Source organism: Pseudomonas sp. GM50, assembly GCF_000282375.1.
Classification (GTDB): Bacteria; Pseudomonadota; Gammaproteobacteria; order Pseudomonadales; family Pseudomonadaceae; genus Aquipseudomonas.
Genome location: NZ_AKJK01000040.1, coordinates 1 through 11,983, shown reverse-complemented (window position 1 = coordinate 11,983; position 11,983 = coordinate 1). Strand labels below are relative to the sequence as shown.

11 protein-coding genes are annotated in these 11,983 nt (G+C 58.0%); 2 read left to right on the top strand and 9 right to left on the bottom strand.

Annotation, left to right across the window (positions count from 1 at the left end; translation table 11 throughout):
- Positions 1-5: 5 nt before the first annotated feature.
- Entirely contained in the window at positions 6-770 is a 765-nt protein-coding gene (cobA, locus tag PMI30_RS23875; RefSeq protein WP_008006979.1) for a uroporphyrinogen-III C-methyltransferase, read from the top strand.
- Positions 771-854: 84 nt separating this feature from the next.
- On the opposite strand, the gene PMI30_RS23880 is transcribed toward cobA, so the two are convergent.
- From PMI30_RS23880 to ppsA, 8 genes are all read right to left on the bottom strand, one after another.
- Complete coding sequence (locus PMI30_RS23880) at positions 855-1,889, bottom strand: OmpA family protein (protein WP_008006978.1); 1,035 nt, start codon at positions 1,887-1,889, stop codon at positions 855-857.
- A 107-nt stretch (positions 1,890-1,996) separates the two neighbouring features.
- The gene (sigX, locus tag PMI30_RS0129470) at positions 1,997-2,587 is read right to left on the bottom strand and encodes an RNA polymerase sigma factor SigX (RefSeq protein ID WP_032834987.1); all 591 of its coding nucleotides are present in this window, start codon (positions 2,585-2,587) and stop codon (positions 1,997-1,999) included.
- A gap of 86 nt (positions 2,588-2,673) precedes the next feature.
- A complete protein-coding gene (locus PMI30_RS23885; protein WP_007902078.1) occupies positions 2,674-3,498 on the bottom strand; it encodes a mechanosensitive ion channel family protein in 825 nt (274 codons plus the stop codon).
- A 2-nt stretch (positions 3,499-3,500) separates the two neighbouring features.
- The gene (locus tag PMI30_RS23890; RefSeq protein ID WP_008006975.1) at positions 3,501-3,749 is read right to left on the bottom strand and encodes a hypothetical protein; all 249 of its coding nucleotides are present in this window, start codon (positions 3,747-3,749) and stop codon (positions 3,501-3,503) included.
- 63 nt (positions 3,750-3,812) lie between these two features.
- Positions 3,813-4,808, bottom strand: a complete 996-nt coding sequence (locus tag PMI30_RS23895; protein WP_008006972.1) for a zinc transporter ZntB — start codon at positions 4,806-4,808, stop codon at positions 3,813-3,815.
- Positions 4,809-4,833: 25 nt separating this feature from the next.
- Positions 4,834-5,325, bottom strand: coding sequence for a ribonuclease E activity regulator RraA (rraA, locus tag PMI30_RS23900; RefSeq protein ID WP_007902085.1), 492 nt, complete (start codon positions 5,323-5,325; stop codon positions 4,834-4,836).
- A 174-nt stretch (positions 5,326-5,499) separates the two neighbouring features.
- Entirely contained in the window at positions 5,500-6,489 is a 990-nt protein-coding gene (locus PMI30_RS23905; protein ID WP_032834985.1) for an alpha/beta fold hydrolase, read from the bottom strand.
- Between the two features lie 193 nt (positions 6,490-6,682).
- Entirely contained in the window at positions 6,683-9,058 is a 2,376-nt protein-coding gene (gene ppsA / locus PMI30_RS23910) for a phosphoenolpyruvate synthase (protein ID WP_008006967.1), read from the bottom strand.
- A 332-nt stretch (positions 9,059-9,390) separates the two neighbouring features.
- Between ppsA and ppsR the strand changes: the two genes are divergently transcribed.
- A complete protein-coding gene (gene ppsR / locus PMI30_RS23915) occupies positions 9,391-10,209 on the top strand; it encodes a posphoenolpyruvate synthetase regulatory kinase/phosphorylase PpsR (protein ID WP_007902088.1) in 819 nt (272 codons plus the stop codon).
- 117 nt (positions 10,210-10,326) lie between these two features.
- Here ppsR and prpD read toward each other — a convergent pair whose 3' ends face one another.
- Entirely contained in the window at positions 10,327-11,811 is a 1,485-nt protein-coding gene (gene prpD / locus PMI30_RS23920) for a 2-methylcitrate dehydratase (RefSeq protein ID WP_008006965.1), read from the bottom strand.
- Between the last annotated feature and the right edge of the window lie 172 nt (positions 11,812-11,983).

Sequence of the window (11,983 nt, the reverse complement as noted above, 5' to 3'; positions counted from 1 at the left end):
ACACTATGAGCGCAAAAGTCTGGCTGGTGGGTGCGGGTCCTGGCGACCCTGAATTGCTGACCCTCAAGGCGGTTCGAGCGTTGCGTGAAGCGGACGTGGTGCTGATCGACGATCTGGTCAATGACGCGGTGCTGGAGCATTGCCCGAATGCGCGAATTATTCCTGTGGGTAAGCGCGGTGGCTGTCGCTCCACGCCTCAAGCCTTCATTCATCGCCTGATGTTGCGTTATACCCGCCACGGCAAATGCGTGGTGCGGCTCAAGGGTGGCGATCCGTGCATCTTCGGGCGCGGCGGTGAAGAAGCTCAGTGGCTGCGTGAGCGTGGCGTCGAGGTTGAGCTGGTCAATGGCATCACCGCGGGTCTTGCCGGCGCGACCCAATGCGATATTCCGCTGACGCTAAGGGGCGTCGCGCGTGGCGTGACACTGGTCACGGCGCACACTCAGGATGACAGCAGCCTGAACTGGCAGGCCCTGGCTCAAGGGGGTACCACGCTGGTGATCTACATGGGCGTGGCGAAGCTCAGTGAAATTCGCCAGCAACTGCTGGCCGGCGGAATGGCAGCCGATACGCCTGTGGCGATGATCGAAAATGCTTCCCTGCCGCACCAACGGGAATGTCGGAGCGACCTGACAGCGATGGAGAAAGACGCCTGCGCCTTTGAATTGAAAAGCCCAGCCATTTTGGTGATTGGAACCGTGGCAGCCTGTGCAACGTCATCTCTGTGGGAGCGTGGCTTGCCCGCGATGACGGCCGATCAATCAGCCTGAACCTACCTTGCCAACCCCTTTTCACCAAATCGCAGACAAAGAAAAGCCCGGCCTAAGCCGGGCTTTTCCAAAGCTGCGAGCTAATTACTTACCGCTAGCTTCAACCTGCGCTTCTACGCGACGGTTTACAGCGCGACCAGCTTCAGTTTTGTTGTCAGCAACTGGGCGGGATTCGCCGTAGCCAACAGACTGAACGCGGGACGATTCAACACCGTACTGGTTGGTCAGAACTTGCTTAACTGCGTTTGCACGACGCTCGGACAGTTTCTGGTTGTAAGCGTCAGGACCGACGGAGTCAGTGTGACCTTCAACAGTAGTAGTGGTGGATGGGTACTGCTTCATGAAGTCAGCCAGGTTTTTGATGTCGCCGTAGCTGTTAGGCTTGACTACCGACTTGTCGAAGTCGAATTTCACGTCCAGCTCAACACGAACAACTTCAGCAACTGCTGGGCAGCCATCAGCGTCAACAGTTACGTTGGCTGGGGTGTCCGGGCACTTGTCAACGTTGTCGCAAACGCCATCGTTGTCGCTGTCAGCGCAGACTTCAGCTGGTGCTGGAACTGGAGCAGCAGCAGGCTTGGAGCCGCCACCGAAGTTCACACCGATACCGACGCTTGGAGCCCACTCGGTGTCGCCCTGGTCGATGTTGTACTGAGCTTCAACGCCGGCACGGGCGTAGAAGTTGTCGGTGAAGTACAGCTTGGCACCGCCGCCAACGTTGGCGAAGGTAGAACGGTTACGACCGCCAGTGCCGTTCTGACCGATGCTTTGATCGGAGAAACCAGCCGATACGTACGGACGCAGCATGTCGCCCGGGTTGTTGAAGTGGTACAGGGCGTCCAGAGCGGTGTTAGCGCCCTTGATGTTACGACCGTCGTCGGAACGCACGTTGTGCACTTCGTCGTAGGCCAGACGCAGTTCAACGTCGTCGGTCAGGAAGTAACCGATCGAACCGCCGAACAGGTTGCCGTTGTTCTTGAAGTTACGAGCGCTGTCGAATTGTTCTTTCTTAGCGAAGCCTTCGATTTCAACTGCGCCTTGGCCTTGTGCCAGAGCGCCGAACGAAGTGGCGGCAATAAGAGAACCAATGGCCAAGCCCAAGGTGTTTTTCAGTTTCATCCGTTAAATCCCCATCTGGTGATTGTGAAGCAGTCCCGCAAACCGGGGGACAACTCGGCGGCAAGTCTATCAGAACTTGCCTACACGTAAGAGATATTTGCGCCGAACTAAGTTTCAGCAATGCCTGCAAATTTCTCACGCAATTTGTCTAGAGCGCGTTTGTAACGCATTTTTGTCGCACTCAAACCCATGTGCATTATGTCTGCGATCTCCTGAAATTCCAGCTCTGCGACAAATCGTAGCACCAGAATTTCACGGTCGATCGGGTTCACATACACCAGCCAGCGATCAAGTCCGCCCTTCTCCTCGGGTTTCGGCGTCTTTTCTTCAGACGCTTCCTCAAGGGGGTCCAGACTCAAAGCGTCCATCAAGCGACGCTTTCGCCGTTCTTTCCGATACTGCGTGATGCACTCGTTGTACGTGATGCTGTATAGCCACGTCTTGAACTTCGATTTGCCCTCGAAGTTCTTCAGGCCGTACAGCACCTTCAACATCACTTCCTGACAGACATCATCTGCGTCACGATCGTTCCCGAGATACCGTGCACAAACGTTAAATAATGTTCGCTGGTAACGCCGCATCAGTTCTTCATAGGCGCGAGTTACGTGAAACAGCTCGGTATGCGAGCGCGCGACCAACTCCTCATCAGAGAGCTCGCGGGGGTCGTAGCGCGTGGAGAGCGATTGAGCTTTATTCAAAACAAGTCTGGCCGACAGTCAGGTCAATGTCCGCCGCAGCCCTTCAGGGCATTTTGCGGCGGCATACATTAGCAGGATTTGCCGGGTTAGCGGCTACTCACATGCTGCTCCAAGAGAATCCGATTCGAGAGAGAGACTAGCTCACCCTCATCGGTCAGCACGGTGGTTTTAACCGTGCCGATCTCTTCGATCTGACCTTCGACCTCGCCAACACGCACTTGTTGCCCAACCTGATACAACTCACGCACATAGATTCCCGCAAGAATCTGACCGGCAATTTCCCGGCTTCCCAAGCCCATGGCCAGCGCAACCGCCAGACCAACGGTAATCAAGACGATCACGATCACATGGTTGAGCAGGTCAGTCTTGACCTCCAACTGGCTGATCGCAACCGAAATACTGATGATGATCACCAGGCCTTGGGCAATTCGCCCCAGGCCCGCGGCGTAATCAAGCCCTACGCCTTCTGCCGCGCCACGCACCAGCCCATTGGCCAGTTGCGCCAGCAAGACACCCACCAGCAGCACCAGCGCAGCGCCGAATACTTTCGGCAAATACAGCGCCAACATGTCCAGCGTAGCCGAAACTCGTTCAAGTCCAAGGGATTCTGCGGCTGAAACCAGAAAAATCAGCAGAACGAACCAATAGACGATCTTGCCGATCAACGTCGAGATAGGCACCTGAAGGCCGGCGCGTGACAGCAATTTGGTCAGCCCGGTACCGCCCATCAGGCGATCGAGGCCCAGTTTGGCGAGCAATTTGGAGAGCAACGTGTCCAGCAGTTTGGCCACGACAAAACCCAGCAGCAGCACAACCAGTGCGCCAAACAGGTTCGGAATGAAGTTTGCAACCTTGGTCCATAACGCAGTCATTGCAGTGACGAGGCTCTGAGTCCAGAGATCAAGTTCCATATTCAATCAGCCTTATCAGCAGTGCGAGCGGTAGGTTTACGAAGACGGGAAACCGGCGAGACATGGGCCGATCCGTTATTCAGGGCGATCATCAGCGCGGGCAGCCAGCGGCCCAGCAGGCTGAACAGATCGCCGGCACCGACCTGGCGGTTGGCGGTTTTCAGCACGCGACCCAGGCAGGCATCGTCGTCACGGCTGGACGGCGAAGCTTTGAGCATGTCACGCAAAGACTGTTCAAACGGATCGTGCATACGCACCTCTCGTGATATCTGTGAAAGACGCGGTCAAATTTGGTCGGGTCACATGACTCATCATCAGAACCAGCGCAAACGTCGGAATAGCCACCACTGCCCCAGCGCTACCGAGCCTGCCAGCAAGCAGGCGATCAGGAAGCCATAAGGGCTGGTGGAGAACGGAATACCGCCGACGTTGATACCCAAAAGACCGGTCAGAAAACTCATCGGCAAAAAAATTCCGGTGATGATTCCGAAGCGGTACATCGTGCGGTTCATCCGCACGCTCAGACGCCGGTCTTCGGCCTCCAGGACCAGCCCCACACGCTCCCGGGTCAACTCCAGCTCCTCGAGATAACGGGTCAGGCTGTTGTTCAATTCGTTCCAGTAATCGCCATCGTTTTCAACGAACCACGGTAGTTTTATCCGCGTCAGCTGACCGAAAATATCCCGTTGCGGTGCCAGAAAACGTTTCAGTGCGGCCGCCCTGCGACGGATCTGCAAAACGGCCCCATGCTCCGGCGTATACCGTTCGTCGGTATCCAGCTTTTCTTCTTCCTCATCGACGATTTCCGAGAGGCAGCTGACCAGATCCTGCACTTTGTTAGTGAGGTACTGCGCCATATAAAGAATGAGTTCGGAGGCGGTTTTCGGCCCTTTGCCTTCAGCCAGTTGCGCCAGCAACTCATCGGTGGCGCGCAACGGCCGCAGACGCAGGGAGATGACTCGCTGGGCTGAACCGAAGATCCGCACCGAGACCATGTCTTCCGGCTCGGCACCTGGATTGAGGTTGATCCCGCGCAGAAACAGCAACAGTTCTGAGTCCGGCAGCGGCAAAAGACGCGGCCGGGTGTTTTCTTCCAGCAACAGGTCGCAACTAAATTCACTCAGACCGCTGTATTTACGCAGCCAGGTCTGGGTTTGCGGGTGACTGCGATCCCAGTGCAGCCACAGGCTTTCATGGGCCTGCAACTGCAAGTCATCGAGTTCAGTCCGGGCTATCGAACGCGCACCGCCTTTACCGTCCAGCACCAGGGCATGCACCAGCCCCCACTGCGCGTTTTCTTCCTCGAACATCCTCACCCCTTTGATGAAACGCGCTTTATTCAGGCATCTTCAGCGGGCTTGGCGAAATGATCACGCCGTTGTTATCCGCATAAACATAGTGCCCCGGGTGGAAGGTCACACCCGCGAAGGTCACGGCAATATTGAGTTCACCCACACCGCGCCGGTCGGTTTTCATCGGGTGACTGGCCAGAGCCTGAACCCCCAGATCGGTTTGCGCGATGACGTCAACGTCGCGAATGCAACCGTAGATCACCAGCCCTTCCCAACCATTACTGGCGGCTTTCTCGGCCAGCAGGTCGCCCAACAGCGCGCGGCGCAGGGAACCGCCACCGTCGACTACCAGCACTTTACCGTTACCCTTGAGCGCGACTTGCTCCTTGACCAGCGAATTATCTTCGAAACATTTGATGGTCACGATTTCGCCGCCGAAAGAATCACGGCCACCGAAATTGCTGAACATCGGTTCCAGCACCTGCACCAGCTCCGGGTAGGCATCGCACAGGTCAGGCGTGAGGTAATGGTTCATCGAGAAACTCCTGTTAAAAGGAAGACAATCGAGTAGGCAGCATACGCGGGCCAAGGCTGAACGGCCGCAAACGCGCCGATCGAGTCAATCACCAAAAGTGACCAGAACCGCTTAATGCGTCATATCTTAGCCGCAAGCCGTTCAGAGCGAAATGCCCTTGTTAGAGCATCAGCTTCAAACGGCCGCGGCCAAATCCGGCTTTCCCCCCAGCAAAGGCGTCTGTTGATCTGCCAGCCAACGCGCCACCAATGGCCACACTTCAGTCTGCGCAGACTTGCTGACAAGCATTTCCACATGACCGAAATTATCGCCAAAGCCTTGCTCGCGGCCAAGGGTGATGAATTGCTTGTGCTCAGAGCCGACCTGATCGAACAGCTTGCGGCAGGCCCACGTCGGGTCCTGATGATCGCCCGCGGCGCTCACGGCCAGCACTGGCAACCGAACCTCGGCCAAACCTGCCCACCAGTCCTTGTCGGCATCGCCAAAACGGCCGAACAGCCCGTACCAGCGCATGCTTTCCAGGGCCAGGCCGATCGGCTCGTCCTCCGGGCCGCGCTTGAGCCGTGAACCCGACAGTTGGGCAAACCGCTTGAGGATGAAGCGCCCGCTCCACTCCACCGGCGGAAACTTCAACGGCCAGTAGGTGCGGCTGACCTGCGTGCCAAAAAACGCCGCGGAAGCCACGGCAGGTTCGCCCAGGTACTGACCGCCCAATGCCGCGGCCAGGGTAATGCCACCCAACGAATGACCGATCCAGTGTGGAACCTGGCCGCTTTGCTCGCGCACGAACGCGCCAATGGCCGGCAAATCGTAACGCGCGTAGTCGGCGACGCGGTTCTTGCGATAGTCCTGATTGCGCTGAGACAGACCATGACCGCGCATTTCCGGGATCCACACATCGAAGCCCAGACGCGTCAGATAAGCCCCCAACCCCAAACCTTTGGGTGAGAACCAGAACCGTCGATTGGAAAAGCTGCCGTGCAACAGAATCACCGGCACGCCACGCACCGCCGGCTCATCGGCCAGGCCCAGGCGCGTCACAGCCAGTTCGACGGTGCCGTCGGGGCTGTTACCGGGTTTCAAACGATAGACATCTTCGCTCAGATCACCGCGCCGCTCGGCGCTGATCAGGGCGACAGGAAATAGGTTGCTGCTGCTTTGCATAATGCTCTTGCACAAAAAAGGGCGGCATCCAGAGGAGCCCGCCCTACTTGAATATCTAAAAGAGCCGGCCAGTGTGGGAGCGAGCCTGCTCGCGAAGGACGCCAGAACAACGCGTTTATCCAGCAAGTACGCGTTATCGTTTACGACCATCGCGAGCAGGCTCGCTCCCACAGAGAGCGGCCCGTCCACACCATCAGGCCGGAGCTTGACCTTCAGCCAGGAAGAACCAGGTTTCCAGTACGGAATCGGGGTTCAGCGAAACGCTTTCGATGCCCTGCTCCATCAGCCATTTAGCCAGATCCGGGTGGTCCGAAGGGCCCTGACCGCAGATGCCGATGTACTTGCCGGCCTTGTTGCAGGCCTGAATAGCATTGGCCAGCAGCTTCTTCACTGCAGGATTACGCTCGTCGAACAGGTGCGCGATGATCCCGGAGTCACGGTCCAGGCCCAGTGTCAGCTGAGTCAGGTCGTTGGAGCCGATAGAGAAGCCGTCGAAGAACTCGAGGAACTCTTCAGCCAGGATCGCGTTGGACGGCAGTTCGCACATCATGATCACGCGCAGACCGTTGTCGCCACGGGCCAGACCGTTTTCGGCCAGCAGATCGACCACCTGGCTCGCTTCGCCCAGGGTGCGAACGAACGGCACCATGATTTCGACGTTGGTCAGGCCCATCTCGTTGCGCACGCGCTTGAGGGCGCGGCATTCGAGCTCGAAGCAGTCGCGGAACGATTCGCTGATGTAACGCGAAGCGCCACGGAAGCCCAGCATCGGGTTCTCTTCTTCCGGCTCGTAGAGTTTGCCGCCGATCAGGTTCGCGTATTCGTTGGACTTGAAGTCCGACAGACGCACGATGACCTTTTTCGGCCAGAACGCTGCCGCCAGGGTACTGATGCCTTCGACCAGTTTCTCGACATAGAAGCCGACCGGGTCGTTGTAACCGGCAATGCGCTTGTCGACGCTGTCCTTGATTTCTTGCGGCAGGCCGTCGTAGTTCAACAGCGCTTTGGGGTGCACGCCGATCATGCGGTTGATGATGAATTCCAGACGGGCCAGGCCCACACCGGCGTTCGGCAGCTGCGCGAAGTCGAAGGCGCGGTCCGGGTTGCCGACGTTCATCATGATCTTGAACGGCAGATCCGGCATGGCATCCACGGAGTTTTTCTTGATGTCGAAGCCCAGCTCGCCTTCGAAGATGTAACCGGTGTCGCCTTCAGCGCAAGAAACGGTCACGCCCTGGCCGTCTTTCAACAGCTGGGTGGCGTTGCCGCAACCGACCACGGCCGGGATGCCCAGCTCGCGAGCGATGATCGCCGCGTGGCAGGTACGACCGCCACGGTTGGTGACGATGGCACTGGCGCGTTTCATCACCGGTTCCCAGTCCGGGTCGGTCATGTCGGAAACCAGGACATCGCCCGGCTGGACTTTGTCCATCTCGGACACATCCTTGATGATCCGCACTTTGCCGGCGCCGATGCGCTGGCCGATGGCGCGACCTTCCACCAGCACGGTGCCGGTTTCTTTCAGCAGGTAACGTTCCATGACGTTGGCCTGGGTGCGGCTTTTCACGGTTTCCGGACGGGCCTGCACGATGTAGAGCTTGCCGTCGTCGCCGTCTTTGGCCCATTCGATGTCCATCGGGCACTTGTAGTGCTTCTCGATGATCATCGCTTGTTTGGCCAGCTCGCTGACTTCGGCGTCGCTCAGGCAGAAACGTGCACGATCGGCCTTGTCGACGTCGATGGTCTTGACCGACTTACCGGCCGTGGCCACTTCGCCGTAAATCATCTTGATGGCTTTGCTGCCCAGGTTGCGACGCAGGATGGCCGGACGACCGGCTTCCAGCGTGCCTTTGTGGACATAGAATTCATCCGGGTTCACCGCGCCTTGTACGACGGTTTCACCCAGGCCGTAGGCGCCGGTGATGAACACCACGTCACGGAAGCCCGATTCGGTATCGAGGGTGAACATCACGCCGGCGGTGCCGGTTTCGGAGCGGACCATGCGCTGCACGCCGGCCGACAGGGCCACCAGCTTGTGGTCGAAGCCCTGGTGGACGCGGTAGGAAATCGCACGGTCGTTGAACAGGGAAGCGAACACCTCTTTGGCGGCGCGAATAACGTTTTCGACACCACGGATGTTCAGGAAGGTTTCCTGCTGACCGGCGAAGGAAGCGTCCGGCAAGTCTTCGGCGGTAGCGGAAGAGCGCACGGCCACGGCCATGTCAGGGTTGCCCGCCGACAGCGTGGCGAACGCGGTGCGGATCTCGGCGTTGAGCTTCTCGGGGAATTCGGCTTCCATGATCCATTGACGGATCTGGGCGCCGGTTTTGGCCAGGGCGTTGACATCGTCGACATCCAGCGCGTCGAGGGCGGCGTGGATCTGATCGTTCAGACCGCTCAGCTCCAGGAAATCACGATATGCCTGAGCTGTCGTGGCAAAGCCACCAGGTACCGATACACCGGCACCTGCAAGGTTACTGATCATCTCGCCCAGGGATGCGTTCTTGCCCCCCACATGCTCTACATCATGGACGCCGAGCTTATCGAGGGAAACTACGTACTCTACCAAGGTGATCTCTCCACTAACTGTGTTGGAAAAGCTCAGAAGCCGGCGACTCGGGGGAGCATTTGCCGGCTGTATGGCCTGGACCTGGAAAATAAGTGAGAATGCTGGCCACTGGCGGCCGACAAATCGCGCCTACTATATCCAAGAATCGTTACAAGTGTCCTGTGTTGCAAATGCGTTCTTTTTTGGCGAGTGACTGTTGTTGCCAGACAAGGCGCCGCGACGAGTCATAGCTGGCTATGGCGAGGAGCGGCAACGCAGTATGGCGGCCACAGGCGCCGTCAAAAAGGAACGCATTTGTGACACAGGACACTCACTTAAGGCCCAAGGTGCAAATGAAACGATCTGCTTTCTTTATCTCCGATGGCACGGGTATTACCGCCGAAACCCTCGGTCAAAGCCTGTTGGCGCAGTTCGAAAACATTACCTTCAGCAAAATCACGCGGCCCTACATCGACAACGCGGATAAAGCGCGGGCCATGGTACAACAAATCAACAAAGCCGCCGAAAACGATGGTTTTCGTCCGATTATTTTCGACACCATTGTCAATCAGGACATTCGTGAGATCCTCGCGACCTCGAATGGTTTCATGATCGACATTTTCTCGACCTTCCTGGCCCCGCTGGAACAGGAACTGACCGAGCATTCTTCCTACACCGTCGGCAAATCCCACTCCATCGGCGGCAACTCCAATTACATGGAGCGCATCGAGGCGGTGAACTTCGCCCTCGACAACGACGACGGCGCCCGCACGCACTATTACGACAAAGCTGACCTGATTCTAGTAGGCGTGTCGCGTTGCGGCAAAACCCCGACGTGTTTGTACATGGCCATGCAATTCGGCATCCGCGCGGCCAATTACCCGCTGACCGAAGACGACATGGAGCGCCTGCAACTGCCAACCGCCCTGCGCGCCCATCATCACAAGCTGTTCGGCCTGACCATCGACCCGGACCGCCTCACAGCGATCCGCAACGAACGCAAGCCCAACAGCCGCTATTCGAGCTACGCGCAGTGCGAATTCGAAGTGCGCGAGGTGGAGAATCTGTTTCGCCGCGAGAACATTGCCCACATCAATTCCACGCATTTCTCCGTGGAAGAGATTTCAGCGAAGATTCTGGTGGAGAAAGGTGTGGAGCGGCGGTTCAAGTAGATTACCGGCGTCTGTTCCACCGCCATCGCGGGCAAGCCTCGCTCCTACAGGTCATGTGATTCACACCGAAACCCTGTAGGAGCGAGGCTTGCCCGCGAAGAACGATAACGCGGTCCTTTAAATCACAAACAAATCCACAAACCGGTTCACCGCCGTCTCCTCAAGCCGCGCCTGGTCCTTGCACAACGCAATAATCTCGGCACTGCGCTGAGCCGTGAAGCGCGTTGCCAGGTTCGCCTTGAACTTGTCCTCCAACAACGGAATACCCTCGGCGCGGCGACGGCGATGGCCGATCGGATACTCCACCACCACGTTCTCGGTGCTGGAGCCGTCCTTGAAGAACACCTGCACCGCATTGGCGATAGAGCGTTTATCCGGCTCCAGGTATTCGCGGGTGAAGCGCGGGTCTTCGACGATGACCATTTTGTCGCGCAGCACGTCGATAATCGGATGCACCGCGTGGAAGTCGTCTTCGTATTGCTCGGCCACCAGATTACCGAACACCAGGGGTACGGCGGTCATGTACTGGATGCAGTGGTCGCGGTCCGCGGCGTTGGCCAGCGGGCCGACCTTGGAGATGATGCGGATCGCCGATTCGTGGGTAGTGATGACGATCCTGTCGATTTCGTGCAGGCGATTCCTGACCAATGGGTGCAAGGTGACGGCGGCCTCGCAGGCAGTTTGTGCGTGGAACTCGGCGGGAAAGCTGATCTTGAACAGCACGTTTTCCATCACGTAGCTGCCGAACGGCCGGGAAAAGCTGAAGACACGTTTGTCTTCAGACTTGAGCGCCAGGTCGTTGTTGGTGTGGCTGAACAACACGTCGTAGAACCCCCATTGCCTGGCGGTCAGTACACCGGGAATACCCATCTCCCCGCGCATCGCAATGTCCGCCAGACGCACGCCACGGCTGGACGCGTCCCCTGCGGCCCAGGATTTACGAGACCCGGCATTTGGTGCATGCCGGTAAGTGCGCAGCGCCTGGCCGTCGGCAAAGGCATGGGACAACGCCGACAGCAGTTGCTCACGATTGGCGCCCATGAGCTTGGCGGTGACGGCGGTCGAGGCGACTTTCACCAGGATGACGTGATCGATGCCAACGCGATTGAAGGAGTTTTCCAGTGCAATCACGCCTTGAATCTCATGGGCCATGATCATCGCTTCCAACACCACGCGAATGGACAGCGGTGTGTCGCCATTGGCCAGGCGCTTTTGCGACAGGTGGTCGGCCACCGCAAGAATGGCGCCGAGGTTATCGGACGGATGACCCCATTCAGCAGCGAGCCAGGTGTCGTTGTAATCGAGCCAGCGGACAATGCAACCGATGTCCCACGCGGCTTTGACCGGGTCGAGACGGTAACTGGTCCCCGGCACGCGAGCACCTAAAGGAACGACCGTGCCTTCGACGATGGGGCCCAGGTGCTTGGTGCATTCGGGAAAACGCAGGGCCAGCAGACCGCAGCCGAGGGTGTCCATCAGGCAATTGCGGGCGGTATCCAGCGCCTCGCCAGAGTCGATTTTGAAAGTGAGGACGTAGTCGGCGATGTCCTGCAGGACCGTGTCGTAGTCGGGGCGGTTGTTCAGGTCGACGTTGGCGCTCATGTTCGATTCACTCGGTCAGTGGTTCGTTGATGGGACCTCGGTTCAGGGTAGTCGCAGTCGGTACAACACTCTCATTTTGTAAATGCAATCAACTGTGGGAGTGAGCCTGCTCGCGATGGCGGTGTAACAGCCAACAATGATGTTGAATGTTATGGCCTCATCGCGAGCAGGC

What these genes read in the sequence shown, in the direction of transcription:
- PMI30_RS23890 (WP_008006975.1), bottom strand. Translation starts at nt 3,749, where the DNA reads ATGCACGATCCGTTTGAACAGTCTTTGCGTGACATGCTCAAAGCTTCG.
- PMI30_RS23880 (WP_008006978.1), bottom strand. Translation starts at nt 1,889, where the DNA reads ATGAAACTGAAAAACACCTTGGGCTTGGCCATTGGTTCTCTTATTGCC.
- PMI30_RS23895 (WP_008006972.1), bottom strand. Translation starts at nt 4,808, where the DNA reads ATGTTCGAGGAAGAAAACGCGCAGTGGGGGCTGGTGCATGCCCTGGTG.
- cobA (WP_008006979.1), top strand. Translation starts at nt 6, where the DNA reads ATGAGCGCAAAAGTCTGGCTGGTGGGTGCGGGTCCTGGCGACCCTGAA.
- prpD (WP_008006965.1), bottom strand. Translation starts at nt 11,811, where the DNA reads ATGAGCGCCAACGTCGACCTGAACAACCGCCCCGACTACGACACGGTC.
- ppsR (WP_007902088.1), top strand. Translation starts at nt 9,391, where the DNA reads ATGAAACGATCTGCTTTCTTTATCTCCGATGGCACGGGTATTACCGCC.
- PMI30_RS23885 (WP_007902078.1), bottom strand. Translation starts at nt 3,498, where the DNA reads ATGGAACTTGATCTCTGGACTCAGAGCCTCGTCACTGCAATGACTGCG.
- PMI30_RS23905 (WP_032834985.1), bottom strand. Translation starts at nt 6,489, where the DNA reads ATGCAAAGCAGCAGCAACCTATTTCCTGTCGCCCTGATCAGCGCCGAG.
- rraA (WP_007902085.1), bottom strand. Translation starts at nt 5,325, where the DNA reads ATGAACCATTACCTCACGCCTGACCTGTGCGATGCCTACCCGGAGCTG.